The sequence below is a fragment of the Arcobacter sp. L genome (genome assembly GCF_000284235.1).
In the GTDB taxonomy this organism is placed as follows: domain Bacteria; phylum Campylobacterota; class Campylobacteria; order Campylobacterales; family Arcobacteraceae; genus Aliarcobacter; species Aliarcobacter defluvii.
Window position 1 is genome coordinate 1 of the sequence record NC_017192.1, and the last position, 26,955, is coordinate 26,955.

The 26,955-nt window shown below is 27.0% G+C and carries 30 protein-coding genes; 7 read left to right on the plus strand and 23 right to left on the minus strand.

The annotated features are described in order from the left end of the window. The 3 genes from dnaA (at position 1) to gyrB (ending at position 4,906) form a co-directional block, all read left to right on the plus strand. Positions 1–1,314, plus strand: coding sequence for a chromosomal replication initiator protein DnaA (dnaA, locus tag ABLL_RS00005; protein ID WP_014472717.1), 1,314 nt, complete (start codon positions 1–3; stop codon positions 1,312–1,314). Positions 1,315–1,485: 171 nt separating this feature from the next. Beyond that, complete coding sequence (gene dnaN, locus ABLL_RS00010; RefSeq protein WP_014472718.1) at positions 1,486–2,556, plus strand: DNA polymerase III subunit beta; 1,071 nt, start codon at positions 1,486–1,488, stop codon at positions 2,554–2,556. Positions 2,557–2,584: 28 nt separating this feature from the next. Beyond that, positions 2,585–4,906, plus strand: coding sequence for a DNA topoisomerase (ATP-hydrolyzing) subunit B (gene gyrB / locus ABLL_RS00015; RefSeq protein WP_014472719.1), 2,322 nt, complete (start codon positions 2,585–2,587; stop codon positions 4,904–4,906). A gap of 33 nt (positions 4,907–4,939) precedes the next feature. Here the strand turns inward: gyrB and ABLL_RS00020 are convergent, their stop codons facing one another. Further along, on the minus strand, positions 4,940–5,941 hold the full coding sequence (locus ABLL_RS00020; RefSeq protein ID WP_014472720.1) for an NAD(P)-binding domain-containing protein: 1,002 nt from the start codon (positions 5,939–5,941) through the stop codon (positions 4,940–4,942). Positions 5,942–6,081: 140 nt separating this feature from the next. On the opposite strand from ABLL_RS00020, the gene queF reads away from it, so the two are divergent. The 3 genes from queF to ABLL_RS00035 all read left to right on the plus strand — a co-directional run bounded on the left by queF (position 6,082) and on the right by ABLL_RS00035 (position 7,703). Next, positions 6,082–6,459, plus strand: a complete 378-nt coding sequence (gene queF / locus ABLL_RS00025; protein ID WP_041654956.1) for a preQ(1) synthase — start codon at positions 6,082–6,084, stop codon at positions 6,457–6,459. A gap of 10 nt (positions 6,460–6,469) precedes the next feature. After that, a complete protein-coding gene (locus ABLL_RS00030; protein ID WP_014472722.1) occupies positions 6,470–7,075 on the plus strand; it encodes a helix-turn-helix domain-containing protein in 606 nt (201 codons plus the stop codon). Positions 7,076–7,295: 220 nt separating this feature from the next. After that, positions 7,296–7,703 carry a YqaA family protein gene (locus ABLL_RS00035; protein ID WP_014472723.1) on the plus strand — a complete coding sequence of 136 codons (408 nt, stop codon included), beginning with the start codon at positions 7,296–7,298 and terminating at the stop codon, positions 7,701–7,703. A 27-nt stretch (positions 7,704–7,730) separates the two neighbouring features. Here the strand turns inward: ABLL_RS00035 and ABLL_RS00040 are convergent, their stop codons facing one another. The 8 genes from ABLL_RS00040 to ABLL_RS00075 form a co-directional block, all read right to left on the minus strand. Next, positions 7,731–8,117 (minus strand): 4Fe-4S dicluster domain-containing protein, encoded by a 387-nt coding sequence (locus tag ABLL_RS00040; protein WP_014472724.1) that lies wholly within the window; start codon positions 8,115–8,117, stop codon positions 7,731–7,733. Positions 8,118–8,177: 60 nt separating this feature from the next. Beyond that, entirely contained in the window at positions 8,178–9,434 is a 1,257-nt protein-coding gene (gene clpX, locus ABLL_RS00045) for an ATP-dependent Clp protease ATP-binding subunit ClpX (RefSeq protein ID WP_014472725.1), read from the minus strand. Further along, positions 9,427–10,251 (minus strand): SIR2 family protein, encoded by an 825-nt coding sequence (locus tag ABLL_RS00050; protein WP_014472726.1) that lies wholly within the window; start codon positions 10,249–10,251, stop codon positions 9,427–9,429. The genes clpX and ABLL_RS00050 overlap by 8 nt, the downstream gene beginning before the upstream one ends. Further along, positions 10,244–10,768, minus strand: coding sequence for a hypothetical protein (locus ABLL_RS00055; RefSeq protein WP_014472727.1), 525 nt, complete (start codon positions 10,766–10,768; stop codon positions 10,244–10,246). Before ABLL_RS00055 ends, ABLL_RS00050 begins: the two co-directional genes overlap by 8 nt. Beyond that, on the minus strand, positions 10,758–12,287 hold the full coding sequence (locus tag ABLL_RS00060) for a sigma-54-dependent Fis family transcriptional regulator (RefSeq protein ID WP_014472728.1): 1,530 nt from the start codon (positions 12,285–12,287) through the stop codon (positions 10,758–10,760). Before ABLL_RS00060 ends, ABLL_RS00055 begins: the two co-directional genes overlap by 11 nt. Before the next feature lie 84 nt (positions 12,288–12,371). Beyond that, the gene (gene nifT, locus ABLL_RS00065) at positions 12,372–12,581 is read right to left on the minus strand and encodes a putative nitrogen fixation protein NifT (RefSeq protein WP_014472729.1); all 210 of its coding nucleotides are present in this window, start codon (positions 12,579–12,581) and stop codon (positions 12,372–12,374) included. A 3-nt stretch (positions 12,582–12,584) separates the two neighbouring features. Continuing rightward, positions 12,585–14,231, minus strand: a complete 1,647-nt coding sequence (locus tag ABLL_RS00070; protein WP_014472730.1) for an L-aspartate oxidase — start codon at positions 14,229–14,231, stop codon at positions 12,585–12,587. Next, positions 14,232–15,338, minus strand: a complete 1,107-nt coding sequence (locus ABLL_RS00075) for an aldo/keto reductase (protein ID WP_014472731.1) — start codon at positions 15,336–15,338, stop codon at positions 14,232–14,234. It abuts the gene before it with no gap. Positions 15,339–15,670: 332 nt separating this feature from the next. On the opposite strand from ABLL_RS00075, the gene ABLL_RS00080 reads away from it, so the two are divergent. Beyond that, positions 15,671–16,084 (plus strand): molybdopterin-binding protein, encoded by a 414-nt coding sequence (locus ABLL_RS00080; RefSeq protein ID WP_014472732.1) that lies wholly within the window; start codon positions 15,671–15,673, stop codon positions 16,082–16,084. Positions 16,085–16,101: 17 nt separating this feature from the next. Here ABLL_RS00080 and modD read toward each other — a convergent pair whose 3' ends face one another. The 14 genes from modD to ABLL_RS00150 are packed head-to-tail and all read right to left on the minus strand — an operon-like array spanning position 16,102 to position 26,895. Next, a complete protein-coding gene (modD, locus tag ABLL_RS00085; protein ID WP_014472733.1) occupies positions 16,102–16,947 on the minus strand; it encodes a ModD protein in 846 nt (281 codons plus the stop codon). Then, positions 16,940–17,614, minus strand: a complete 675-nt coding sequence (gene modB / locus ABLL_RS00090; protein ID WP_014472734.1) for a molybdate ABC transporter permease subunit — start codon at positions 17,612–17,614, stop codon at positions 16,940–16,942. The genes modD and modB (ABLL_RS00090) overlap by 8 nt, the downstream gene beginning before the upstream one ends. Then, positions 17,614–18,318: a molybdate ABC transporter substrate-binding protein gene (gene modA, locus ABLL_RS00095; protein ID WP_014472735.1), complete on the minus strand. Its 705-nt coding sequence runs from the start codon at positions 18,316–18,318 to the stop codon at positions 17,614–17,616. The genes modB (ABLL_RS00090) and modA (ABLL_RS00095) overlap by 1 nt, the downstream gene beginning before the upstream one ends. A gap of 11 nt (positions 18,319–18,329) precedes the next feature. Next, a complete protein-coding gene (locus tag ABLL_RS14575) occupies positions 18,330–18,821 on the minus strand; it encodes a molybdopterin-dependent oxidoreductase (RefSeq protein WP_014472736.1) in 492 nt (163 codons plus the stop codon). After that, positions 18,818–19,624 (minus strand): class I SAM-dependent methyltransferase, encoded by an 807-nt coding sequence (locus ABLL_RS00105; RefSeq protein ID WP_014472737.1) that lies wholly within the window; start codon positions 19,622–19,624, stop codon positions 18,818–18,820. Before ABLL_RS00105 ends, ABLL_RS14575 begins: the two co-directional genes overlap by 4 nt. A 12-nt stretch (positions 19,625–19,636) precedes the next feature. Beyond that, entirely contained in the window at positions 19,637–20,404 is a 768-nt protein-coding gene (locus ABLL_RS00110; protein WP_014472738.1) for an ABC transporter ATP-binding protein, read from the minus strand. Beyond that, positions 20,404–21,414 (minus strand): iron ABC transporter permease, encoded by a 1,011-nt coding sequence (locus ABLL_RS00115; RefSeq protein WP_014472739.1) that lies wholly within the window; start codon positions 21,412–21,414, stop codon positions 20,404–20,406. The genes ABLL_RS00110 and ABLL_RS00115 overlap by 1 nt, the downstream gene beginning before the upstream one ends. Beyond that, positions 21,407–22,426 carry an ABC transporter substrate-binding protein gene (locus tag ABLL_RS00120; RefSeq protein WP_014472740.1) on the minus strand — a complete coding sequence of 340 codons (1,020 nt, stop codon included), beginning with the start codon at positions 22,424–22,426 and terminating at the stop codon, positions 21,407–21,409. The genes ABLL_RS00115 and ABLL_RS00120 overlap by 8 nt, the downstream gene beginning before the upstream one ends. Then, a complete protein-coding gene (locus ABLL_RS00125) occupies positions 22,419–23,417 on the minus strand; it encodes an LLM class flavin-dependent oxidoreductase (protein ID WP_014472741.1) in 999 nt (332 codons plus the stop codon). Before ABLL_RS00125 ends, ABLL_RS00120 begins: the two co-directional genes overlap by 8 nt. Beyond that, on the minus strand, positions 23,417–24,271 hold the full coding sequence (locus ABLL_RS00130; RefSeq protein WP_014472742.1) for an ABC transporter ATP-binding protein: 855 nt from the start codon (positions 24,269–24,271) through the stop codon (positions 23,417–23,419). Before ABLL_RS00130 ends, ABLL_RS00125 begins: the two co-directional genes overlap by 1 nt. Continuing rightward, entirely contained in the window at positions 24,268–24,966 is a 699-nt protein-coding gene (gene modB, locus ABLL_RS00135) for a molybdate ABC transporter permease subunit (protein ID WP_014472743.1), read from the minus strand. The genes ABLL_RS00130 and modB (ABLL_RS00135) overlap by 4 nt, the downstream gene beginning before the upstream one ends. Beyond that, a complete protein-coding gene (locus tag ABLL_RS00140; RefSeq protein WP_014472744.1) occupies positions 24,959–25,360 on the minus strand; it encodes a molybdopterin-binding protein in 402 nt (133 codons plus the stop codon). The genes modB (ABLL_RS00135) and ABLL_RS00140 overlap by 8 nt, the downstream gene beginning before the upstream one ends. Beyond that, positions 25,357–26,103: a molybdate ABC transporter substrate-binding protein gene (gene modA / locus ABLL_RS00145; RefSeq protein ID WP_014472745.1), complete on the minus strand. Its 747-nt coding sequence runs from the start codon at positions 26,101–26,103 to the stop codon at positions 25,357–25,359. Before modA (ABLL_RS00145) ends, ABLL_RS00140 begins: the two co-directional genes overlap by 4 nt. 9 nt (positions 26,104–26,112) lie before the next feature. After that, entirely contained in the window at positions 26,113–26,895 is a 783-nt protein-coding gene (locus ABLL_RS00150) for a TOBE domain-containing protein (protein ID WP_014472746.1), read from the minus strand. Between the last annotated feature and the right edge of the window lie 60 nt (positions 26,896–26,955).

Sequence of the window (26,955 nt, forward strand, 5' to 3'; positions counted from 1 at the left end):
ATGACAAGCAAAGATTTTTTAACAATTATTCAAAAAGAAGCAAACAAAGTTGACTATGAAAGATACCTAAAACAATTGGTATATAAAAAAGTTTCTTCTGATGAAAAAATTGCCATTTTTGAAGTAAATAACAAGTATATTGCCTCTTGGATAAAGAGTAAATTTACAAATTTAATTCAACACTGTTTTGAAATTTATGATGGTTCAAAGCCATCAATTGAAATAAAGCTTGCCGGTGAAAAAAAATCTAAAAAAGAGATTATTTCAGAAAAAGTAAAAAATGAAACTGCCGAAAGTACGATACTTAACCCATCTTACACATTCGATTCATTTGTAGTTGGACCATCTAATCAAATGGCATATAATGCCTCTTTAGCTGTTGCAAACAAACCTGGAACTCAATACAATCCACTTTTTATTTATGGTGGGACGGGTCTTGGAAAAACACACCTTTTACAAGCAGTTGGAAATCATGCAATTGAAAAAGGAAGCACTGTTATTTATGTAACAATTGAACAATTTATGAATGATTTTACTTTTTCAATAAAAAACAAAAATATGGAACATTTTAGAAATAAATATAGAAAATGTGATGTACTTTTAATTGATGATATTCAGTTTTTATCTGGAAAAGAACAAACTCAAGAAGAATTTTTTCACACTTTTAATGAACTTCACAATGCAAAAAAACAAATTGTTATGACAAGTGATAGACTTCCTTCACAAATTGCAGGACTTGTTGATAGATTAAAATCTAGATTTGAATGGGGATTAACAGCTGATGTTCAAATTCCAGGACTTGAAACAAAAATTGCAATTATTGAAAAAAAATCTGAATTAAATGGAATACACTTAAGTAGAGAAATTATCAATTTTATTGCAACAACTTTAGATAATTCAATTAGAGAAATTGAAGGTGTATTAATCAGAATTAACGCTAGTGCTTCTTTATTAAATCAAGAAATCACTCTTCCAATGGTTCAAAGTCTATTAAAAGAACAAATTAAAGAGACAAAAGAAAACATCAAACTTCCTGATGTTATTAATATCGTTGCAAATCAATTAAATATTAAACCAAGTGACATTAAATCTAAAAAAAGAACAGCAATAGTTGCAAATGCTAGAAGAATAGTAATATATCTTGCACGTGAGTTAACTCACAACTCTATGCCAGATATTGCAAAGTTTTTAGGTATGAAAGATCACAGTGCAATTTCGCATAATATTAAAAAAGCAAATGAATTAATTGAAAAAGATGAAAACTTTAAATTAATCATTGAAAATTTAAAAAATAAAATCATAAATAAGGAGTAGTAAAAGCTTTTAAAACAAAAAGTTTTAAAGACTTATGTGAAAAGATGTGAATACATTGAGTTTTTTAATCACTGGTAAAAGTTCGCTATATCAGTGCTTTAAGAAGTGTTTTCATCTTTTCACATACACTACTACTTTTACTAAATTAAATAAAAAATATAGGAGAGAAAAATGAGGTTTGTAATCACTAAAAGTATTTTTGAAAATGTAATAGCTTCAATGCAACCTTTTTTAGAAAAAAAAGATTCTAGTTCAATAACATCACATATTTATTTAGAAATTAATAATGCTAAATTAATCATAAAAGCAACTGATTATGAAATAGGATTAGAATCTCACATAGATAATATTTTAGATACAGTTGATGGAAAAGCAACAGTAAATGGTTCAAATTTATTAGGAATAATTAAAAGATTAAAAAATGAAGAAATAAATATAGAAGCTTCAAATAACAATTTAATTATTAAACAAAATAAATCAACTTTTAAATTACCAACATATGATGCAAATGAATTTCCATCATTAAATAAATCAGAAAATTTAAAAGAATTATCTATGTCAACAATAAATTTTATAAATTCTATTAGAAAAATTACACCTGCAATTGATAATAATAATCCAAAATTTGAATTAAATGGTGCTTTACTTGATATAAAAAGTCAAAAAATTAATTTTGTTTCAACTGACACAAGAAGATTAGCAGTTTCATTTTTACAAAATATAAATAATGATGAAGCACAATTTATTATTCCTAAAAAAGCAATTATTGAAATTCAAAAACTATTTTTAGATGAAGCAAAAATTTCTTATGATGACACAAACTTAGTAATTTCAAGCGAACAAACTAAATTTTTTACAAAATTAATAAATGGTAAATTTCCTGATTATGAAAGAATTATTCCTGCAACATTAAAATACAATTTTCCATTACCAAAAAATATGCTTGTAGAATCAATTAAACTTGTAACATCTCTATTTTCAAATATTAAAATTACATTTAATTCAAAATCAATAATTTTTGAATCATTAGATGAAGATAGTGAAGCAAAAACTCAAATTGATATTGATTTAAATATTGATAAAGAGTTTTATTTAGCTGTTAATGCAAAATATTTATTAGACTTTTTAAGTATGTCAAATAATGAAAAAATCAAAATTGGATTTAATGAATCAAATTTACCATTTTTACTTGAAGATGATAAATTTTTTACTATTGTAATGCCAATAGTTTTAGAAAAATAAAAATTAAACAAAAATAAGGAAATCTATAATGAGTCAACAAGAATACGGTGCTAATAACATTAAAGTTTTAAAAGGTCTTGAAGCTGTTAGAAAAAGACCAGGAATGTATATTGGTGATACTAATACAAATGGTCTTCATCATTTAGTATATGAAGTAGTTGATAACTCTATTGATGAAGCAATGGCTGGTTATTGTAAAAATATAAAAATTACTATGACAAAAGATCATTGGATTAAAGTTGAAGATGATGGAAGAGGAATTCCTACAGCTATACACCAAGGTGAAGGTATAAGTGCTGCAACTGTTGTATTAACTGTTCTTCATGCTGGTGGAAAATTTGATAAAGATACTTATAAAGTTTCTGGGGGACTTCACGGTGTTGGGGTTTCTGTTGTAAATGCATTATCAAAACACTTAAAAATGACAATTTATAGAGAAGGAAAAATTCATTATCAAGAATTTAAATGCGGTATTCCTCAAGGTTCATTGGAAGTTATTGGAGATAGTCCAAGAAAAACTGGTACTACAATTGAATTTTTAGCTGATGATTCTATTTTTGAAGTTACTAAATACGAATTTGCAGTATTAGCAAAAAGATTTAGAGAAGTTGCTTATTTAAACTCTTTTATATCTATAACTTTAGATAATGAAATAACTAAAACTAAAGAAGTTTATCACTTTGAAGGTGGAATTAAACAATTTGTTGAAGATTTAAATAAAGATACTGCAATTTGTGATTCTGTTGCATTTAATGATAATATTGATGGTGTTGAAGTTGATATTGCAGTTATGTATAATGAAACTTATGTTGAAAAAACTTTATCATTTGTAAATAATATTAGAACAATTGACGGAGGAACTCATGAAGCTGGATTTAAAGCAGGTCTTACAAGAAGTATTGTTAAATATTTAAATGAGAATGCAGCAGCACGTGAAAAAGATACAAAAATTACTGGTGATGACGTAAGAGAAGGTTTAATTGCAGTTGTTTCAGTAAAAGTTCCTGAACCTCAATTTGAAGGACAAACAAAAAGTAAATTAGGTTCTTCTTATGTAAAAGCAATTACTCAAAAATTAACTGGTGATGCATTAGATAAATATTTTGAAGAAAATCCAACTCAAGCTAAAGCTATTATGGAAAAAGCTTTAATGGCTGCACGAGGTAGAGAAGCTGCTAAAAAAGCAAGAGATTTAACTAGAAAAAAAGATGCTATGACAGTTGGAACACTTCCAGGTAAACTTGCAGAGTGTCAAAGTAAAGATCCAGCAATTAGAGAATTATATCTGGTTGAGGGAGATTCTGCTGGAGGTTCAGCAAAACAAGGAAGAGATAGAGTTTTCCAAGCAATTTTACCACTAAAAGGTAAAATTTTAAATGTTGAAAAAAGTAGACTTGATAAGATTCTTAAATCTGATGAAATTAGAAATATGATTACAGCTTTAGGTTGTGGAATTGGTGAAGATTTTGATGATGAAAAAATAAGATATCATAAAATTATAATTATGACGGATGCCGATGTTGATGGTAGTCATATTCAAACTTTATTATTAACTTTCTTTTTTAGATTTTTAAGACCTGTAGTTGAAAAAGGTTATTTATATATTGCACAACCACCACTTTATAGATATAAAAAAGGTAAAAATGAAATATATTTAAAAGATGATACAGCATTATCTGCATTTTTAATTGAAAATGGTTTAGAATCATTTACTTTTGAAGGTTTAGGTTACAATGATTTACTTGATTTATTTAAAATTGTTGCAAGATATAGAAGTATGTTAGGACAATTAGGAAAAAGATATTCTTTACTTGAAGTTTTAAAATATTTAATTGAAAATAATGAATTAGTTAATTTAGATTTTTCATCTTTATATGAAAAAGTAAAAGAATTTTTAGATGCTAAAGGTTATAACATCTTATCAAAAACTGTTCTTGATGATAAAATTCAATTATTTGTTCAAACAAATGAAGGTTTAGAAGAATTAATAATTGATGAAGAGTTATTTGCATCACCATATTTTAGTGAAGCTACATACATTTATAATAAATTAATAGAAAGAGATTTAACTGTTTTTGAAGGAAGAGATTTATTAGAAATATTAGATGATATAGAAACTCTTGCTAAAAAAGGTGCATATATTCAAAGATATAAAGGTTTAGGGGAAATGAATCCTGAACAATTATGGGAAACAACTATGATCCCTGATAATAGAAGACTTTTAAGAGTAAAAATTGAAGATGCAGAAATTGCTTCAGATACATTTACTTTATTTATGGGTGATGAAGTAGAACCAAGAAGAAATTATATTGAAGAACACGCAAAAGACGTTGAACACTTAGACGTTTAATTTTTTTAAAGCATAGTTTTTACTATGCTTTTTTTATTTTGAAAAATTTTCTGTAAAAGAAAAAATCTCCCCTCTTTTTCTCAAAATGTTATTTACAATATGATAACCATGATTTAAAGCAATAGCAATTGAACCACCACTTGCAAATGCAATATCTCCAGCCACATATATATCTTTTGCAGTTGTTTCTTGATGTTTATCAAATATAGGTTTTAAATCTTCATCTACTTCAATTCCACAGGCTTTTAAGAAATCAATAGGTGTTGTTCCTCCAATTGCATATATTATTCTGTCATAAAGAACAGTAAAGCCATCTGTAAAAAGAACTTTTACTTTTCCTTCTTCATTTTCCAGTGATTCAATATCAGTATTCATTCTAAGTCTAAGTTTTTCTTCACCATTATATTTATTTAAAAGCTCTTCATTTAGATCATTTAATCTTGTAAAAGTAGGTTTTCTATATACTAAAGTCACATTGTTATTTTGATCAGCAAGATGATAAGCATATTCAGCTGCACTATTTCCTCCACCAACAACTAATATTTTTTCATTTGATGAACATTTATCTAAATTGAAACCAACTTGTGATTTAATAGATGGAGGAATTTTATAATCAGGTTTATTTGGTTTTCCCATTTTACCAATAGCTACTATTGCATTTTTTGTTTGAATTAAACCTTTTGATGTATGAACTTCTAATAAATCTGTTTCTTGATTTCTTGTAATTTTTTCAACTTCAGTGTTGAATATTGAATCTATTTTTTCATTATCTAACAAATCATTAAAATAATCCAATGTTGTCTCTTTTGTACCATCAAAAAAATCAACATTTCCTTGTAAAGTTATAACTTGACCTTTATAATCTTTATCAACTCTTTTATTATCTTTATAAAATTTTCTTATTGTGTTTGAGTGATTTTCTGTTTTTTCAATTAATAGAATATTACCTATTTTATGAGCAGATGCTTCAATCGCACAACCAATTCCTCCTGGTCCTCCACCGATAATTACTATATCATAAATTTTATTTTTCATATAATTCTCTCTTATATTATTGGAATAGTTAAAAATTATACTTTAAATAATTAGTTTTTTCAATAAGTAACACTTATAAGGCAATTTTGGATAAAATTGGCAAAAATTTTATATTTATAAAGGTTAGTAAAGATATGGAAATCAAATATGGTGAAAAAGAGATTTTAGAATTTGATATTAATAAAGATGAAAATTTTTGGCCAAATGAACATGATAAAAATTATATAATTGATATTGAATTACCTGAATTTATGGCAAAATGTCCAAGAAGTGGTTATCCAGATTTTGCAACAATTAAAATACAATATACTCCAAACAAAAAAGTTATTGAATTAAAAGCTTTAAAAATTTATATTAATTCTTTTATGAATAGATATATTTCGCATGAAAATTCAGCAAATGAAATTTTTGATACTTTAAATAGTAAATTAGAGCCAAAATGGCTTAAAGTTATTGCTGACTTTAAACCAAGAGGAAATGTACACACTGTTATTGAAATAGATAGCTCAAAATTATAGGAATTAAACCTTGGAAAGATTAGTAACAACTTCACAAGCTGCTGAAATATTGGGCTTATCTTTACAAGGAATACATTATCGTATTAAAAAAAATCAATTAAAATCAATCAAAAAAGATGGAAAAATTTTTGTTTATGTTGATGACAGCCAAAAAAATTATAACTCACAAGAAAAAATTGAACCAATAACTTCTAATAATTCTAATAATTTTGAAGCAATTATTGAAGTAAAAAATGAACAAATTGAACTTTTAAAGAAATCTATGAAATGGATGAAAAAACAGTATATCTCAGAAATTTTTAGACTTGAAAAAAATCAAAAAAGAATAATAGAGGTTTTTAATTCAGAGATAAAATTGCTTCAAAGTGCATTTAATGAAATGCGTTCAATATATAAACCTCAAATTGCAAATAAAGTTGATGAGAAACAAAAACAATCAAGTGGTTTTTTATCTTTGAAAGATTTTTTTATTTTAATGAAACGTGAAAATAAAACAGAATTAGAAATTAAACATATAATTTTTAATGCAATAAAAAAAGGTGATAGAAGATTTATTTATAATAAAATTGAAAAAAAATTGTTAATTTTAGATGCTAATTTTGAAGATTTGATTTGATTTTTTACAAAAAAAAGAGTACATAAAGTACTCTTCTCCAGATACCCAAACACAACACTAAAAAAGGTGCCTTGCTATGTTCCCATCCTGGGGCGTTGTCTTTAGAAATGCTTGAAAAGGTCTAAAGAAGAGCATTCAAAATACCAAAGTATTTTCAATGTTCTTCTCTAAGAAGTGGAATTATATCTTAGCAATCTTTAATTTATAATAAAAGAGATGTATGGTTTATTTAATACTATTTTTTTCTGCTTTAATATCTGCAACTTTGTTTCCTTTAGGAAGTGAAGCATTATTTATTTATGATATTAAAGAAGGATATAATATATATTTATTACTGTTTTTTGCTACTTTAGGAAATAGTTTAGGTTCAATAATAAATTATTTTTTAGGTTTAAAAGGTGAAGAATATCTAATAGAAAAAAAGCTTTTAAATGAAAAATATATAAATATTTCAAAAAAATATTTTGATAAATATGGTTTTATTACAATTTTATTTTCATGGTTACCAATAATTGGTGATCCAATAACTTTTGTAGCAGGTATTTTAAAATATGATTTTAAGAAGTTTATGATTTTAGTAGTTATTTCGAAGTTTTCTAGATATTTATTTATTGCTTTAGTAGTTTAAAACAAAGGAAAAACCTTTGTTTTAATATTAAAAATCAGATACGTTAGCGTGAGCTTCTCTTGTAGCCATTGTTATATCAGCTCTAAATTTTTGCTCTTTAACTTCTGGAAGCATTAACCCTTTTGCTTTATGTTCTCTAATTTTATATTCACCTTTTTCATTTCCAGTTAAATAATAAGAATTGAAGTCAACTGTGTAAGGCATATCCCAAACAATTGCACCTTCAGTTGGACATGCTTCAGCACATCTTGGAGAATCAGCATGGTCAACACACTCAACACATGATTCAGGTTTTACATATAAAATCCCATCTTTTGGATTTTTTTCATTTCCATCTGGTAATATAGCTGCAACTGGACATTCAGAAGCACAGGCCTCACAGCTTATACATTCTTCTGTAATTTTAACTGCCATTTTCTATCCTTTTTTATAAAAATATAAATATGACGTTGCAAAAGCTATTCCATTCTAAAATTAGTTAACTATTTTTTTGAATAAAATCTCTTTTGTTGATTCTTGAATATCATTATTTTCTTTATAAACTAACTCAATATCTTTTTCTTTGTTTATATACTCTTTTGTAATAATACATTTTTCCAAATTATCTTCAGAAGGAATAATATATTGTAAAGGAAGCATTATATTTTCTATAATACCTCTTAATCCTCTTGCTCCAACATCTTTTTCATAAGCAATCTCAGCAATTCTTTCAAGTGCATCATCAGTGAAAACAAGTTCAACACCATCTAATTCAAATAAGATTTCATACTGTTTTGTGATTGCATTTTTAGGCTCTTTTAAAACACGTATTAAATCTTCTTTTGAAAGTTTATTAAGTTCTGCAATAACAGGTATTCTTCCAATAAATTCAGGAATTAAACCAAAAGATATTAACTCTTTTGCTTCAATTGCTTTTCTATTTTCTTGGATATCTTCTTTTTTCAAAAATCCCATTTTAGGGGCTTTTTTAGTTTTTTTTGGGCTATCATCTTCTCTTAAACCAACAAATGCTCCACCACAAATAAATAGTACGTGAGTAGTGTCAAAAAGAATTGTTTCAGCACTAGAATTCTTTCTACTTCCTTTTACAGGAACATAAACTTCAGCACCTTCAAGAATTTTTAAAAGTCCTTGTTGAACTCCTTCTCCTGAAACGTCTCTTCCACTTGTTGAACTTTCACTTTTATTTGCAATTTTGTCTATTTCATCGATATAAACAATACCTCTTTTTGCTTTTTCCACATCAAAATCAGCAGCTGCAAGAAGTCTTGAAAGTATTGATTCAACATCTTCTCCAACATAACCAGCTTCAGTTAAAGCTGTTGCATCTGCAACGGCAAATGGAACATCCATAATTCTTGCTAAACTTTTTGCAAGTAGTGTTTTTCCAGAACCTGTAGGTCCTATTAGCATTATATTTGATTTTTCAATCTCAACATTTTTAACTATTGGTTTATCAATTCTTTTATAGTGGTTATATAAAGCAACTGCTAGAACTTTTTTTGCTTCAATTTGTCCAATTACATAATCATCTAAATGTTCTTTTATTTTAACTGGAACACTAAGTCCTTTTTGGAACTCTTTTTTGTTATCTTTTATAAGTTCTTTTTCTAAAACTTTTGCACACATAGTTACACATTCATCACAAATGTGAGCCTCTTCACTAGAGAATATTTTTTTTACTTCTGTTATCTCTTTTCCACAGAAGTCGCAATTATGTATTTCACTCATGGCTTTTTATAAACTCATTAATACTCATATTTAACGATGTCAAATTATGAGTTTTAATAAATTTATCCTCTTTTTTAGTTAATTCATCTTTGTTAAATAAAACAATTCCACTTTCTAGACCAATAGTAACTTCATTAGTAACCATTCTAAAAGTATCTCTTGAAAAATCCACACCTAAAAATAGATACTCTTTATTTTTTCTATACTCTTTTAAAATTTCAGGCATTGCATACCCACCCATAGCTTCAGTTAACCAATCAACAAAATCAGCATCAGAGATGATGAAGTTCATTTCAGGTTTTGTAGAACCCATTGGTTTAAATAAAATAGGTAAATCTAAAGTTAATTTATCTTTTTCTACTCTTGTATAAGCTTTTGTATCAACATCGTAAAAATAAATAAGATATCTGTCCCAATCAGCAGTTATTCTTGATACACCTGTAATTAAGAAGTGATTACAGTCACTATAGATTTTTTGTAAGCTATCATCCATATTTGTATCGATTACATATTTTGGTTTTAAAGTTGCTAACCATTTGTAAGTATCTGGAATTTCATACTCTTTTGAAGAGTAGATATGATTTGTCATTTGAATAATGAACTCTCTACCTTTTCTTTGTTCTAAACTCATAGCAGCTCGGCTATACTCATACATAAGTCTTGGACTCATGGCTCTACCATTATTCAAAGCTAAAATCATTGAATCGCTATCATAAGGAAGAGTTGACCCATCCTTACATTTTGTATCTCCAAATATTCCCATTCCTAAGAACGGAATAAGTTCCCCACTTTTTATCTTTTCAACTATACTATCCATGACAACCTGCTCCTGTGTATGACTGATAGACTTTGTTTAGTTCAACCCTAATTCTTTCTATATCTAAAGGTTTTTCTAAATCACTAGGCATATCAATATGATAAATGGCACCATCTTTACCGATTAAAAAAAGTGCTTTTGTTAATTTATTATCTAATGTACCACTTACAATTTTTGTTCCGTACATAGAAGCGAACTCTTCATTTATATCAAATATTGGAATTAGTTTTTTAAATTTATAAGGAATTTCAAACTCTTTATTAAAAATTATATAAGTAAAAATATCAACTTTTGCATTATTCATAAATTCATCAAAATTTACAATTTCATTTAAAAATTCATCAAATGAAGGAAAAGACATAAATATTTGTATATTTCTATTTGGACTAGCTCTTTTTATTTCAATCACATTTTTATTAATATCTATTGCTTCAAAATTTTCAGCCATATAACCAATATCAATAAAATCATCAGTTAATTCCATCTCTTCATTTTTATATATTATTTTAGATTTCATATTTTTTTATTTTGTACCCTATTTGTCTAAGAGTTATACCTAACTCAGCTGCTGCATTTGAATGATTATAGTCATTATTCTCAAGTGCCTCAATAATTGCTTCTTTTTCCATTTCATCTAAAGTTAAAGTTCTTTTTGAAATAGGTTTATAATCACTTTTTAACTTTTGATCATTTAGTGCTGGAAGTAGTAATAACATATCATATTTACTAATTCCTTCTTCATTTCCCATAAGAACAATTCTTTCAATTGTATTTTCAAGTTCCCTAACATTTCCAGGCCATGGATAGTTGCATAAAGCTTCCATTGCTTCATCTGTTATGGTTACCATTTTTTTATGATTTTTCATTGAACGTTCTAAAAAGAAATTTACAAGTTGTTTTATATCTTCACCACGTTCTCTAAGTGGAGGTAAATCAATAGGAATTACATTTAATCTATAATATAAATCTTCTCTAAATTTACCATCTTTTACCATCTCTTCTAAATTTCTATTTGTTGCTGCAACAAGTCTAACATTTACTTTTATTGTTTTACTTCCGCCTACTCTTTCAAACTCTCTTTCTTGTAAAACTCTTAGCAGTTTTACTTGAGCAGATGCACTAATATCTCCAATCTCATCTAAAAACAAAGTTCCACCATCAGCAAGTTCAAATCTTCCTTTTCTTGTCTCTCTTGCATCTGTAAATGCACCTTTTTCATGACCAAAAAGTTCACTTTCAAGTAAAGTATCTGTAATTGCTGCACAGTTTAATTTAATAAATGGTTCATCTTTTCTATTACTTCTTTTGTGAATTGCTGCTGCAACTAACTCTTTTCCTGTTCCCGTTTCACCTCTAACAAGTACAGTAACATCAGATTGAGCGATTCTTTGAATAACTTTGAACACTTGTTGCATTTTTGGACTATCACCTATAATATCTCCAAAGTTATGTACTTTTGAATCCCACTCCATTTTATAGTAAAGCTTTAACTCTTGAAGTCTATCTTTCTCTTTTTTGTTTAGTTGATAAGAGTGAATAGTCTGTGCAAAAATTGAACTTACAATTGTCAAAATTCTAACTGTATCGTCTAGTTCAATTTCAGCTGTTTTTGTTATAACAGTTCCTAAAACACCAATAGCAACATTGTCAATCATTAATGGAACTGCAACATAAGATTTACCATTAAAATCTCTTTTTCCTGATTTATTCAAAAAAAGAGAATTATTATGAATATTTTCAACTACTACTGGTTCTTTTGATTCTATTACCATTCCAGTAACACCTTCACCTACTTTATAACTAGATAAAGTTTTTTGGAACTTTGACAATTCAATAGAAGCAAAAACATTTAAAACATCATCTTCTAAAATATGTACAACACAATTGTCTAAATTTAGACTATGTTTTAATATCCTCATAGACTTTTCTAAAGAAGTCTGTAAATCATAATGATTAGAAATAATTGATGATATTTCATATAGTGTTGTTAGCTCTCTTATGGTAAGACAGCCCATACAGGCAGATTTATCAAACATCTATGCCTCCTCAATATTTTTAGTTTAATTATAGTTAGTTAATATGACTAAATGAACAGCCATTTGTATAATAAGTAACCAGTATTAATCTGAAATTTTTTTACAAACTTCTTCTTTAGGTAATTTTTTAGCTCCTGGTTGAATCCACCATGTTTCACCATTTGATAAAACAGCATTTCCACCCCAGTTTTCTTCTGTATCAAACTCTATTTCTTCAATAGTTTCTTCCATATCTTTTTTTGGAAAATAAAACGATACAATTCCATCCACTTCTCTTAACATTACTTTTGCCATTTTTTACTCCTTATTTATAAATAAATTTTTGATAATTTTTAAAATATCATTCTCCTTGAATGAAATTTTAAAGAAACCTTTTTTTAGCTCTTTAACTACAAAACTTCTATTATATTCTTTAGAAGTTGTAGGAAAATCTTCTCTAAAATGAGCTCCTCGGCTCTCTTTTCTTTTTAAAGCACTTAGAATTATTGCTTCAGAAATTTCTAGAGCATTTCTTAATTCTAAAATAGCTGTAAGTTCGACATTATTGTTTTTTTCTTTATTTATACAGTGAAGGGTATAAGAAATTTGCCTTAAATATTTAATATAATCAAAAGCCAAAGTAAGGCTTAGTTCATTTTTGATAATTCCAACTTTTTCAAAAAGTGTTTTTCCTAAATTTATTCTAATTGCATTGAAGTTTTTTGTTGTATCACTAGAAAAAATAAAATCTATCATCTCTATATCTTTTATTACAGTGTTATAATCTATTGGTGAGTATTCATTTTCTTGTGAAAACTTTAGTGCTTCTATTCCAGCTAATTCACCAAATACACAACCTTCAAGTAAAGAGTTTCCTCCAAGTCTATTTGCTCCATGAACTCCATTTGATGCCATTTCGCCACAAACATATAAACCTTTTAGTTCACATTTTGTCATATTTACATCAACTCCACCCATTGTATAGTGAGCTACGGGTTTTATTTCAAGTAGTTCTTCTGATAGATTAATTCCCGTTTGGTTTAATGCTGCATTGTATAAAGATGGTAGTTTTTGCTGAATTTTTTCAACTCCAAGATGTCTTAAATCCATAAAAACTTTTTTACCTTCAAGTTGCTCTTTTAAAATGGCCCTTGCAACTTTATCTCTAGTATCAAGTTCATTTACAAATCTATTTCCATCACTATTAACTAAGTAACCACCCTCACCTCTTGCAGCTTCAGTTACTAAATAGTTTGTTTTTACAAAACCAGTTGGATGAAATTGAACAAATTCCATATCTTTTAAATATAATCCAGCTCGTAATGCAACAGCTAATAAATCTCCCGTATAATCAGGAGCATTTGTAGAAAAACCTCTATAAATACCAGCATATCCACCACCTGCTAAAATAACAGCTTTTGATGAATATATCATTACTTGTGAATTTTCTTTATTTAAAGATACTACTCCACTTACTCTATCTTGATATTTTGCAAGATTTAAAATATAGTTGTTTGGTAAAAAAGTTATGCCTTTAGCTTTAGCCTTTTTTATAAGTGCCATCGTAATTGCACTTCCTGTTTTATCTCCAACATAACAAGTTCTATTTGAACTTCCTCCACCAAAAGGTCGTTGAGCTATTGTTCCATCTTCATTTCTATCAAACTCTACACCATATTCAACTAATTTATTTACTATTTTAGAGGCTTGTTTACACATGTAAGTGATAGCTTTTTTATTTCCTAAACCTTTTCCTGAAATCAAAGTATCATTTACATGTTGGTTTATCTCTTTTGTATTATTTGAGTCAAGTACTGCATTTATTCCACCACTTGCCATTGAAGAGTTAGATTTAAAAACATTTCCTTTTGTGATTAGGGCAACTTTGTTATTCTCATTTTTAGCTTCAATTGCAGCCATTAATCCTGCAATTCCACCTCCAACTACTATTACATCATAAATCATTTATACTCGATACATTAAATCATATTTAGCTCTTGATGTTGCAGGAACTTTTGTGATTTCTAAATTCTTTTTAATATGTACTGGAACTTTTGATGCAAAAAGCGATGAAATCAATCCAGGAGTTGAGCGAACAAATTGAAGTGCTAGTTGGATGTCATTTTCTAAAACCATTTTAGAATCAAGCAAGTAACCAACTTGGGCATTAAATGATTTTTTAAATAGATTCATTTGTAAAAGTGAAGAACTTGAAATTACTCCTATTTTTAATCGGTGCGCTGCTTGAAGTAAAGTACACTCTTCACCTTTTACAGTTTGTGTTGGCATCGTATAAATTGAAGTTTTTGCCATGTTAAAAGGTGTTTGAATATATTTAAAGTTGTGATTCTCTCCACCTACTTTAATAGCTATTTCAACTAAATCTTCTAAATTGATATGTTCATTTGTACTTTTATCAATAAAACCATTCCAAACGGCAACACCATAAGATTTTATCATTCCTTTAGTTACCATTTTTTCAAATCTTTTAAATATTGTTTCGATTTTCTTTAACCAATTTTTATACCCTAGTTTACTTATTTGTATTTCTGGATTATGTAAAAAATAGATATCAAGTGTTTTTACACCTAGATTTTCTAAAGATTTTTGACATGACCACTCTAAATAATCAGGTGTCATACAGTGTTGGTCAAGTTCTATATCTTCAAGTTTTGCCAATGAAGTATTAATAATATTTTCTTCAATCCAAGCATAAGGATTTTGTGGAAATGGATAATCAAGTTGAATAAATCCACCTTTTGAACATATTATTAACTCTTCTCTTTTTGTATCACCCTCTTCAAATAGTTCTTTTAAAGCAATACCAATCTCTTTTTCACTTTGTCCATATCTATAGTTACTTGCTGTATCTATAAGATTAATACCACTTTTTATAGCTTCTTTTACACCAGCTATATAGTGAAATAGATAGTTTTCTTCTTTATAAGGCTCTTTATTAAAAGTACCTAGCCCTAGTTTTGAAAATATTAAATCATTGTGTTTTACATAGAAATCTTTATAATGAGCAAATTTTTTTGCAAAATTGTAAGTATCATCAAATGTAGCAATCATAATCTTAACTCTTTTTATTTATAAAATACACTTATTTTAAGAACTTCTTGCAAATAAAAAGAACAAAAATTGTTCTTTTTATTTCTAAGCTTAAAGGGTGTATTAATTATATGCAATAAGTGTTCCATAGTATAAAAGTACTATAAAAATAATTTTTATTTACTAACTTAAATTTATTTTACTAAAGTATTAAATTATCGTTGTTTAGGCATATATATAAGCAACGATGTCTAATTAATATACAATATATTTATAAATAAATAACTAGATTAAGCTTGAATTTATAATTTAAAGTTTAGAATTTTCTTATAATTTATAGTAAAAGGATTGAGATGAAAACAAGTGCAAGAAATGAGTTAAGTGGAAAAATTACAAATATTATCAATGGTGCTGTAATGAGTGAAGTTAAAATCACAGTTTCTCCTGAGGTAACAATAAGTGCAACAGTTACAAAAGATGGAATAGAATCTTTAGGAGCAAAATTAAATGATAATATAACTGCAATTATTAAAGCATCTTCAATTATAATCACAAAAGATGCTGTAAAAACAACAGCTAGAAATGTATTAAAAGGTAAAGTTGTAGAAGTTATAAAAGGTGCTGTTAATAGTGAAGTAAAACTTTCTTTAGGAACAAGTGTAATTTCTGCAATTGTGACAAATGATGCTATTGAAGATTTATCTATCAAAGCTTCAGAAGAAGCTTATGCAATATTTAAAGCTTCAAGTGTAATCTTAATAGCTTAATAATATGGGGAATTTCCCTATATTATTTTTAATTTACTGCTAATATTTGCCATTCCACAATTATAAACAGAACTTGTAACCACTCCATCTATTTTAAATGAAGCATATTTTTCAATATTTGATAGATTTATTCCACCAGCAACTAAAATTTTAACATTTGGGAAATTTTCATTTTTGTAATTTATGATTTTCTCAAGTTCTTCAAAATCTATTTTATCAAGTTGAAGAACATCAACACCAATTTTCATTAGATTTATACAATCTTGTAGATTATCACTTTCAACATTTAGTTTTTTTTCTGGTATTTTTGTTTTTATTCTTTTTAAATCTTCATAAAACTCTTCGTTGTTTTTATATAAAATTCTATGACCTTCAAAAAATAGTACACTTTCAGATAAATTTAATCTATGAGGCATCGCTCCTCCACAAATAGCTGCTTTTATACAAAATCTTTTTGAAAAAGGAAAAGTTTTTCTTGTAGTTAGAAGTTCACAAGTTGGATTTGTTTTTTCTATTTTTTCTTTCATTTGATAGGAATATGTACTTATTTTGCAACTATATTCTAAAAGAATTTGAGTTAATCTCCAAGCTTTATGTATATCTTCATAATCACCAGAAAATCTTAGAATTGTATTTCCTTTTTGGATTTTAGTTTTACTTTTTTCAAAAAATTCTACTTTACAATTCAAAAGTTCAGCGATTTTTGCTGCTTCTTCACTACATGATACGATAATATCTTCTCTTGTATAAACTTCAATTTGAGCTTTTTTATTATTTACATTTTGTAAACTTGTAGTTAAATCAAAATATGGTAAATCATCTTGAATATATTTTTCCAATTCACTAATTGATAAATTAAACATTTTTTCTCTTTTCAAAAAAATTTAGTGCAATAAAAAAAAGCACTGATATAAAAACCAATATACCACTTAAAATCATAGCTAAATTATAGTTTCCATCAAATACAGCATTATAAATAGCAAGGGAAATAGTATCAGTTTTTCCTATGATATTTCCACCTAACATCAAAGTAATTCCAACTTCTCCTAAAGCTCTTGCAGTTGAGATTAAAAGTGCAACAATCAAACTATTTTTTATATTTGGCAATACAATAAATATAAAAGTTTTTAATTCACTTTTTCCACTTATATATGAAGCTTCTTTTATATCTTTTGGAAAAAGTTCAATACTAGCTTGTAAAGGTTTTACCATAAGTGGAAGACCTGCGATAAATGCAGCAATTACAATTCCACTGAAACTAAAAATCAAACTAATATCAAATTTATAAAAAAAACTTCCAATAAAACCGTTTCTTCCTAAAATCAAAAGAAGAAAAAAACCAACAGCAATTGGTGGAAAGATTAAAGGAAGAGTTACTATTGTATTTAGTAACCATTTGAATTTTAGATTTTCTTTTGCAAGTAAATAAGCTATTGGAATACCAATAACTATAAATAAAAATGCACTTACACTGATAGTTTTCAGACTTAATAAAAATGGCTCAAATATAAGTGCAAAATCAAAATTCATTATAAACCGTATTTTTTAAATATCTCTTTTGCTGTTTTTGTAGTTAAGAAATTTGCAAATTCTTCGCAACTTTCATTACAGCTATCAAGTTTTCCAGCAACGATTTCTATTGGAGTGTAGTATTTTTTATCAATTTTAATAAAGCCATCAATATTTTCTTTATTTGCAATTGCTTCTGAAAGATTTACAAATCCAGCATCAACTTCATTTGTAAGTATATAAGTCATAGCTTGTGGTACAGTTGCAACAATTATAAGTTTATTATTTAGTTTTTCTTCTAAATTAGCATTTTTTAAAAACTCTTTTCCTGCTATTCCATATATTGCTTTTGATGGATCAGGAATAGTGATTTTTTTTATGTTTTCACTTGTTAAATCTTCAACTGATGATAGTTTTTTATCTTTTGGATAAACAACAACAAGTTCACCTTCACCTAAAAGTACATAATCTTTAAATTTTAGTCCACTTTTAGTTTCCAAAAATTTTTTATCTCCAATAATCAAAGGTATATTTGTTTGTGTTGCTTGTGTTGTCACTTGTTTTAAGTGTCCAAAAACACCATCAACTTTACCACCAACTTTTTCATACTCTTTAAAAATCTCCATCAAAGGTTTTTTATAACCTGCACCTGCTGCTACTTTCAAATCAGCTGCATTAAGAGCTAAAATCGAAGTTATAACAATCAATAAAACTTTTTTAAACATCATTTCTCCTTTTAATCAATTTTATTTACTATAATTTTTTCGAGCCATTTTATATGTCTTGGATTTTCATTTATATCTTCAACACTAATAAGTGCTAATTTTCCTTCATTTTTATCAAGTAACTTTCCATTCTTTTTTAAAAATATAAGAACATTGTCACCAATTTTAGAGTTAAATAGTTCATTCCAAGAAAATAATACTTTGTAGTTATCACTAGCAATAGCCATAATATAGACTTTGTTTAAATCTTTTCTATTTTTTACATTTATTTTTGCTTGGTCGATTATCTCTTTTAGCAAAACACCTTCATAAGTTGTGTCATTTTTTGTAAGAGTTATGGTTTTTGAACCTGTTCGCAAATCGTTTATCTCTTGTAGTTTATCCATATTTAGAACCAATTTTTTTTCTACTAAAGCTTCGATTTTTAACTCATTTGTTTCATATGAAACATCTTTTGAAAATAAAGAGGTAAGAAAAAGTAAAATAAGTAGTAGTTTTTTCATTTTTTACTCTCCCATGAAATCATTGCCCAGTTTATATAATCGGCTGTTTTTTTATATTTATATGTTGAATTAAAATACTCTTTTAAAACATTTTTTTCTTCAACATCTAATTCACCTAAACTCCAACCAACTTTTTCTACAAACTCTTCAGATGTTGAACTTTCAAACTTATTGTTTTCACTTTTTATAAAATCAACTTTCGCAAATATTCCCATACTATGTAAAACATTAACTAAATAAATATAATCAGGTCTTGGAATAATCTCTCTTTTTAATTGAGCTAGAATCTCAGTATCAATAAAACTGCCACCAACTTTTGTAGTTAAATAAACTCTTTTATTTGCTTTTGAGTTTAGTTTTATTAAAGCATCTTTTATATCTTTTACTTCCATTGAACGGCTTGCAACTACAATATCTGCATTTGGAACATCTTCCCAATCGTCATACCAAGATTTATGAATTGTTTTTAAATTTTCTATATTTTTTTCTTTGCAATTTTCTTTTACACAATCTAACATTCCTAAAGAGTAATCTAATGCATAAATCTCTTTTAGTTTTGAAGCCATTGCCAAAGAAATAGTTCCAGGACCACAACCAATATCAAGTAAAGAATCACAATCCGTTGTTTCAATTTTATCTACAAAAGTTTTTGTATAGATACTTTTATGAACATTTATATTCATACTATTTGCTCTTTTATCCCATTCTTGGCTACTTTTACCTTTGAAAGTTGAGAGTTCCATCTGTTTAGCATATAAATTTGCAAAATCTAAACTATCTAAATTTGTTTTTATAAGTGGCATATTTTCTCCTTTTTAAATACTTGGTATACAAAATTTGTAACCATTTTCTTTTGAAATAATTTCAACATCTACATCATAAAGTTTTTTAATATTTGTAGAAGTTAGTTTTTCATTTATATTTCCAACATCTAAAATTTGACCATTTTTTAGCATCATTACTTTGCTTGAAGCATATAAAGCATGGTCTGGATAGTGAGTTGTTTTTACAAAAGTGTAACCTTCATTTGAGAGTTCTTTTAAAAATTTTAAAAGTTTTAGTTGATTTCCATAATCAAGCCCAGTAACTGGTTCATCCATAAAGATGATTTTTGATTCTTGGGTTAAAGCTCGAGCAATAAAGGCTAGTTGTCGCTCTCCTCCACTTATTTTTGAGTAGATATTATCTTTTAGGTGACCAATCCCTACTTTTTCTAAAGCTTTAAGTGCAATTTCTTTATCTTTTAATGAATAGTTTGAAAATAGTCCAATATGTGCTAATCTTCCCATTAAAACTACATCAAATACAGTATAATCAAAAGGAATCTGATGAGTTTGTGGAACATAAGAAATTAGTTTTGCTAGTTCTTTATTTTTGTATTCATTTATATTTTTTGAGAGAATTTTTATTTCACCATTTGATTTAAATATTCCCAAAAGTATTTTTAATAAAGTAGTTTTTCCACAGCCGTTTTGTCCAACTAAAGATAAAACATCTCCTTGATATAATTGGAAATCTATATTAGTTAATATTTGTTTATTTCCATAAGAAAAAGAGATATTTTTAGCATCAATTAATAACATCAAAATCCCTTTTTTGCATTTTTTAAAACCATTATAAAAATAGGTATTCCAATTATTGCTGTAACTATTCCAATAGGAATTTCAAAGCTAAAAATAATTCTTGAAAAATTATCAACAATTAGTAAAAAAGTAGCCCCTAAAATTGCACTTATTGGCAATATTATCTTATTATCAGCTCCAAAAAGAAGTCTTGCTATATGAGGAATAATTAATCCAATCCAACCAATTATTCCTGCAAGAATTACACTTAATGCACTAATAAAAGTAGCACTTATGATTACAATTAATTTGATTTTTTTTGTATCAACTCCTAATGCTTTAGCTTCTTCATCACCTAAACTTAATGCATTTAAATATTTTGATACAAAAAGTAAAATAATCATTCCTAAAAACATAGGAATGGAAAGATTCCATACAATGTTTGGTGTACTAAAAGATAAACTTCCCATTAACCAATAAGTAATTGCAGGAAGTGCATCATATGGATCAGCTGCATATTTTACTATTGATAAAAATGCAGAAAAAAGTGAACTACTTATTATTCCACCTAAAACTAAAATAATCATATTTTTTGCATTTGAGTAAATAAATGAAATAGTAAGTGCAAATAAAACAGCAATTAAGCCAAATAAAAAAGTAGAAAGGTTTATAAAAAACCAATTCCATCCAAGAACCATACCAAGAGCAGCTCCAAAGGAAGCTCCACTTAGAACTCCAAGAATCCCAGGAGAAACAAGTGGATTTACAAACATAGCTTGAAATGCAGCTCCTGAAATAGCTAGTGAGCTTCCTATTAAAACAGCAGCTATAATCCTTGGTAGCCTTATATCAAAAATCACACTTTGAAGCATTTCATATTTTTCTAAAGAAATATTTGAGTTAAACCCAATAAAACTTTTAAAAAAGTTTATATATTCATCTAAAGTTATTTGATAATTTCCAATAAAAAGGGAACTATTCATTAAAATAAATAAAAAGATAATTAGTATAAAAAATCCTAGTTTATTCAAGATTTTTACCTATTATTTCATTCAATTGTTCATCACTTAAATCTATACCTAAAAATAAAGAGTAAAACTCTTTTGCTTCTTTATTTATATCTAATTTATAAACTTCAGGATGAAAAACAGAAAGTAACCATCTTAAACCTAATAATTTCATAAATGATGGAGGTCTATCAAACCAACTAAAAGGACCAAAAGGTAAAAAATATACTCTTCTATTTTTCACTGCATCTATATGTTTCCAATTGGAATTTTTATAGATTTTTTGATAAAACTCTTTATCGTAAACCAAAATAATTTCAGGGTTGTATGCTAAAACTTGTTCAAAATTTATAGCTTCTTTTCCAAAAAGATTTGTTGTTTCACATTGATGAACATTTTTTCCACCAGCTAAATTTATAAGTTCAGAATGAATTGAAGTGTTACATTCTGTTTCAAGTCCATTTTTCCCCTCAGCATAATAAACTTTAGGTTTTTTAGAAGCTTTTTGTGAAACTTCTTTTGCTAAATTTAAACTCTCTTTCCCATAATTTTCTAACTCTTTTGCTCTTTTCTCATTATTTGTTAATTTTCCAATATATAAAAAAGAATCTACTAATTCCTCTAAACTATTTGATTTTAGATAAATTAGAGGGATATTTTTAGCTCCACCTAAAGAGGCTTTTATTTTTTCATCTCCTAATTTTTTTGTATTATCTGTCAATAAAATTACATCAGGATTTATTTGTAAAATCATTTCACTATTTGGAGTTTTTCCTTGCCCAAACCAACCACCAAGAACTGGAAGATTTTTCGTTTTTTCATCTAAAAATTTAGCTTCATTTTCATTAAATGGAAAATTTAATCCAGCAATTTTACTTTTATCCACAGCATACAAAGAGTATAAAAGTACAGGATTTGAAGCATAAATCTTTTTTATATCATCTTTTATTTCACTTTTTTCTTTAAACATATCTTCAAAAATAACGGCATTACTATATAGATAAAAACTAAATATTAAAAGTAAGATTTTAAACATAAGGTTTTACCTCCTTTGTATATAAATTTAATATCTCTTTTGCTTTTTTTGTTGAAGTTGTAAGTGGTTTTAGTAATAATGCTTCTATATCAAACTCTTTTTTTAGAGCTTTGATTTGTTCAATACACTCTTTTGGTGTGCCACAAATTGCATTTTCAAAAAGTTTATTACTATCAAAAAGTTTATTTCGTATGTCTATATATTCATTTGTTAAAAGTTTTACTAAAGTTGGGCTTGTATCTTTTGAAGCTCTCATTGATTTTAAAAATAAATCTGTACAATATTGGGACTCTTTTATAATCTCTTCTTTGTTAACGCCAATATTTATACCTCTTGCAACTCTAAAAGATAAAGGTTTTGTTGGATTAAATGTTTTATATGTATCAAATATAAATTTTATTTTTTCTTTACTTATTCCAATACTTCCAATCAATCCATAACCTTTTGTAGCAGCTTCTTTTATTGCTTCAAAAGATTCAGAAGCGATATATGTATTTATTGGTTCATTTAATTTTGGTCTTATTGAAATGTTTTCACAAGTAAAGAAGTTACCTTTAAAAGTTACAAGTTCTTCATTTAATAGTTTGTGAATTAATTCATTTGCTTCAAACATAACTTCTCTATTTGTGAAAGCATCTGCTTTAAAAGTTTTATCATAAATAGGAAATGCTCCTTTTGCAATTCCATATAAAAATCTATTTTCATCAAATGCTTTTATCATAGCAATTTCTTCTGCAAGTTTTATAGGATTGTATAAAGGGAGTAAAATAGCGGCTGTTCCTATTTTTATACTTTTAGTTTTTCCTAAAAGATAAGAAACAGCAGTGAGTGGAGAAGGAATGACACTAAAATTATTGAAGTGATGTTCTGTTATCCAAGCTTCATCAAAACCTAAATCTTCACAGTAACAAATTAAATCAAGTTGTTCAGTGATTGCTTTTTGATAATTATTTTCCCAATTTTCAAATAGGCAAAATAATGCAGTTTTCATTATAAAGTTTGCATCATCGGTGTAAATGCTTTTGTACTAACACTTACACTTTGCCCTATTTTTAAATTTGCTGCTTCTTCATTTCCTACAACAACTTCTACTAATTGTTGACCTATTGATACAATTGCAACGTGAATTACATCTATTTTTACAATATCAAGTAGTTCACCTTCAAATGAGAATTTTTGGCTACCTTTTGTTTTAAGAAGAATATCTTTAGGAAAACCATCATTTATGATTTTCCCAAGATTTAAAACAACAACTCTTGATGCCAAGCGATACATTTCACTTGGGTCATGACTTACCATAATAGTTGTGGTATTAAACTCTTTATGTAAAGTTAATATTTCATTTTGTAATTTTGTTCTCATTTCTGGATCAAGTGCAGATAAAGGTTCATCCATCAATAAAAGTTTTGGTTTATTCATTAAAGCTCTACATAAACTAATTCTTTGTTTTTGTCCTCCACTTAATGTATTTGGATATCTATTTTTTAATTCCGTCATTTCTGTCATTTCAAGCAATTTATTTGCTAAGTCTATATCTTTTTTTACATATAAAAGATTATCAATTACTGAAAAGTTAGGAAAAAGTGCATAATCTTGAAATACAAAACCAATATCTCTTTTTTGTGGAGCTAAACTAAACTTATCATCAAGCCAAAGTTCATTATCAATTTTTAAAGTACCTTTAGCCTCTTCAAGTCCTGCAAGTATTCGTAAAAGTGTAGTTTTCCCACTACCACTAAAACCAGAAAGAGCAATAAATTCACCCTTATTTATTTTTAGATTTACATCTAAATTCATTTCACCATTTGAACCATGAAGTAATTTATTTATATTAATTTCTATCATTTATGTAAACCTGTTAACTTTTTTTGTTTTCCATTAAATATATAAACTCCAAGAAGAGTTAAGAAACTTAGAATTACCATAATTAAACTGTAAATATGTGCATTTGTATAATCCATAATTTCAACAAATTCATATATTGCAACTGATGCAACTTTTGTTTCTCCTGGAATACTTCCTCCAACCATTAACACAACTCCAAACTCTCCAACTGTATGTGCAAAAGTTACTATAATAGCAGTCATTAAAGAAGGTTTTATATTTGGGATAGCAATTCTAAAAAGAGTTTGAAATTTACTTTTCCCACTTATATAACTTGCTTCTAATAAATTTTTATTGATACTTTCTAAGCCACTTTGCATAGGTTGAACCATAAATGGTAAGCTATAAAAACAACTAGCAATAATTAAACCATAAAAATTGAAAACAAGTTTTATTCCAAAATGTTCTTCAAAAAAAGCTCCAATTGGTGAATTATATGATAAAGCCCAAAGTATATAAAATCCTAAAACTGAAGGTGGTAAAACCAAAGGTAAGGCAGTAACAGCTTCTAAGTAAGGTTTTAATTTTGATTTTGTTTGAGATAAGTACCATGCAATTGGAAGACTTATAAAAAACAAAATCAAAGTAGTGATACCAGCTAATTTAAAAGATATTAAAAAAGGTTCAAACTCTATATTTTTTAACAATTCAATCATCTAAAACATCCTGAATAGATAAATCACTTGCTTTAATTAAAACTAAAACATCTTCATCTTTTTGTAGATTCATCTTTTTAGATGAATCTACAGTTATAATACTTTCAAGATAAGTATCATTGATTTTTAATATTATGTTAGATAGAAGGTGACCATTTTCTATCTTTTGAATAGTTGCAACAAATTGGTTTGATAAACTAATCTCTCCAAATAAATTTTTTGCAATAATTATATTTGTTGGTTTAACACTAAGAGTTACCTTTTTGTCAATTTGTATATTTTTGCCTAAATCTAAACTCATCATTTTTAGATTTTTCCCAAAAAAATCGAACTCAACAATATTTAAACTATCAATAGAATTTATTTTTTTTATTGTTGCAACTAATTTATTCATTTTACAATGTATCCATAATCAACAAATATTTTTTTAGCTTTTTCACCTAAAATAAAGTCATAAAATGCTTTAACTTCTGCATTATCAACTGCATTATTAATGATTACAATACCTTGTTTAATCGGTGTATATAAAGTTGGATCAACACTTGCCCAATTTACATTTTCTTTATATTTTGATAATTTTTCATCATATAAAGATGATTTTGCAATAAAGCCTATATCAGCAGCAGTTGTTGCATAAGTAACTGTTTGTGAAATTGATTCTGCGTATACAAATTTATCTTTAGTTGCTTCTTCTAAATTTGCATTTTTAATTGCTTCAACAGCTGCTGTTCCATAAGGAGCAGTTTTAGGATTAGCGATTGCAATTTTAGAAATTGAATCTTCTTTAATTAAATTTATACCTTTTGAATAATCAAGTTCTTTTGAACTTAACATAGCTAAAGCACCTTGTGCATAAACAACAGGTTTTGTAATTGCAATTTTATCTTCATATAAAGACTCAGGGAATTTCATATTTGCAGCCATAAAAATATTAAATGGAGCACCATTTTTAATTTGAGCAGTTAATTTTCCACTACTTCCTAATGTAACTTGAATTTTTGTATCAGGGTTTGTTTTATTAAATTCTGCAATAAGTTCATTTATTGCATAACTAACATTTGCAGCAACAGCTATATTTACTTGACCAGCAAATATACTTGAACATAAAAATACTAATCCTAAAATTATCTTTTTCATTTTTTTTCCTTATTTTCCTATCATAATATCCGAGGCTTTTATAATTGCACTCACATTAGAACCTGGTTTAAGATTTAATCTATTTACAGAACTTGTTGTTATAACTGAAGCAATTTTATCTGCATTGCCTATATCGATTACTACTTCAGAATTTATTTCACCTTGATTTATGTTGTCTACTACACCTTGGAATTTGTTTCTTGCACTAATATTTAAAGTAATATCTGTTGTTAATAAAACAGTACTTGATTTAAAAATTGCAACAACTTCATCTTTAGCTTTTAAGTCTAGATTTTTAACAGCAGAATTTGTAATAACAGAAACAAGTGTATAACCACTTTTTAGTCTTATAAATACTTCTGCATTTACTTTTCCATGCTCTATTAATTCTACAATTCCACTTATTTGATTTCTTGCACTTAATTGCATTGATAATCTCCTTATAGCTTTTAATGTACCTGTGTTAATATCAGTCATTCTATTTAGATTTTCAAGAAACTTTTTTTGTTCTTCTTTTAATAAATGATAAGTTTTTAGTAGATTCTCTCCATATGTTGTAAGAGTAGTTCCTCCACCACCAACTCCACCTGTTTCTCTTTGTACTATTGGACTAATTGATAAATTATTCATGGCTTCAACTGCTTCCCAAGCAGATTTATAGCTCATGGGAACTTCTTTTGCCGCTTTACTGATAGAACCAGTTTTTTGTATTGCCATTAATAATTCAATTCTTTTTTCCAATAAAAAGGGTTGATTTAAAATTTCTAATGTCAAGTTTGATGATATTTCCACAAAAATCCTTTTTGGCTATATTTAATAGTATATAACGATAAACAAAAAAATAGTATCATT

What these genes read in the sequence shown, in the direction of transcription:
- ABLL_RS00075 (WP_014472731.1), bottom strand. Translation starts at nt 15,338, where the DNA reads ATGATTGCTACATTTGATGATACTTACAATTTTGCAAAAAAATTTGCT.
- ABLL_RS00140 (WP_014472744.1), bottom strand. Translation starts at nt 25,360, where the DNA reads ATGAATAAATTAGTTGCAACAATAAAAAAAATAAATTCTATTGATAGT.
- ABLL_RS00050 (WP_014472726.1), bottom strand. Translation starts at nt 10,251, where the DNA reads ATGGATAGTATAGTTGAAAAGATAAAAAGTGGGGAACTTATTCCGTTC.
- ABLL_RS00125 (WP_014472741.1), bottom strand. Translation starts at nt 23,417, where the DNA reads ATGAAAACTGCATTATTTTGCCTATTTGAAAATTGGGAAAATAATTAT.
- modD (WP_014472733.1), bottom strand. Translation starts at nt 16,947, where the DNA reads ATGTTTAATTTATCAATTAGTGAATTGGAAAAATATATTCAAGATGAT.
- ABLL_RS00055 (WP_014472727.1), bottom strand. Translation starts at nt 10,768, where the DNA reads ATGAAATCTAAAATAATATATAAAAATGAAGAGATGGAATTAACTGAT.
- modA (WP_014472735.1), bottom strand. Translation starts at nt 18,318, where the DNA reads ATGTTTAAAAAAGTTTTATTGATTGTTATAACTTCGATTTTAGCTCTT.
- modB (WP_014472743.1), bottom strand. Translation starts at nt 24,966, where the DNA reads ATGATTGAATTGTTAAAAAATATAGAGTTTGAACCTTTTTTAATATCT.
- ABLL_RS00020 (WP_014472720.1), bottom strand. Translation starts at nt 5,941, where the DNA reads ATGAAAAATAAAATTTATGATATAGTAATTATCGGTGGAGGACCAGGA.
- modA (WP_014472745.1), bottom strand. Translation starts at nt 26,103, where the DNA reads ATGAAAAAGATAATTTTAGGATTAGTATTTTTATGTTCAAGTATATTT.
- ABLL_RS00130 (WP_014472742.1), bottom strand. Translation starts at nt 24,271, where the DNA reads ATGATAGAAATTAATATAAATAAATTACTTCATGGTTCAAATGGTGAA.
- ABLL_RS00035 (WP_014472723.1), top strand. Translation starts at nt 7,296, where the DNA reads ATGGTTTATTTAATACTATTTTTTTCTGCTTTAATATCTGCAACTTTG.
- ABLL_RS00105 (WP_014472737.1), bottom strand. Translation starts at nt 19,624, where the DNA reads ATGCCACTTATAAAAACAAATTTAGATAGTTTAGATTTTGCAAATTTA.
- gyrB (WP_014472719.1), top strand. Translation starts at nt 2,585, where the DNA reads ATGAGTCAACAAGAATACGGTGCTAATAACATTAAAGTTTTAAAAGGT.
- dnaA (WP_014472717.1), top strand. Translation starts at nt 1, where the DNA reads ATGACAAGCAAAGATTTTTTAACAATTATTCAAAAAGAAGCAAACAAA.
- nifT (WP_014472729.1), bottom strand. Translation starts at nt 12,581, where the DNA reads ATGGCAAAAGTAATGTTAAGAGAAGTGGATGGAATTGTATCGTTTTAT.
- ABLL_RS00110 (WP_014472738.1), bottom strand. Translation starts at nt 20,404, where the DNA reads ATGTTATTAATTGATGCTAAAAATATCTCTTTTTCTTATGGAAATAAA.
- ABLL_RS00070 (WP_014472730.1), bottom strand. Translation starts at nt 14,231, where the DNA reads ATGATTTATGATGTAATAGTAGTTGGAGGTGGAATTGCAGGATTAATG.
- ABLL_RS00120 (WP_014472740.1), bottom strand. Translation starts at nt 22,426, where the DNA reads ATGTTTAAAATCTTACTTTTAATATTTAGTTTTTATCTATATAGTAAT.
- ABLL_RS00080 (WP_014472732.1), top strand. Translation starts at nt 15,671, where the DNA reads ATGAAAACAAGTGCAAGAAATGAGTTAAGTGGAAAAATTACAAATATT.
- ABLL_RS00040 (WP_014472724.1), bottom strand. Translation starts at nt 8,117, where the DNA reads ATGGCAGTTAAAATTACAGAAGAATGTATAAGCTGTGAGGCCTGTGCT.
- modB (WP_014472734.1), bottom strand. Translation starts at nt 17,614, where the DNA reads ATGAATTTTGATTTTGCACTTATATTTGAGCCATTTTTATTAAGTCTG.
- clpX (WP_014472725.1), bottom strand. Translation starts at nt 9,434, where the DNA reads ATGAGTGAAATACATAATTGCGACTTCTGTGGAAAAGAGATAACAGAA.
- ABLL_RS14575 (WP_014472736.1), bottom strand. Translation starts at nt 18,821, where the DNA reads ATGAAAAAACTACTACTTATTTTACTTTTTCTTACCTCTTTATTTTCA.
- dnaN (WP_014472718.1), top strand. Translation starts at nt 1,486, where the DNA reads ATGAGGTTTGTAATCACTAAAAGTATTTTTGAAAATGTAATAGCTTCA.
- ABLL_RS00060 (WP_014472728.1), bottom strand. Translation starts at nt 12,287, where the DNA reads ATGTTTGATAAATCTGCCTGTATGGGCTGTCTTACCATAAGAGAGCTA.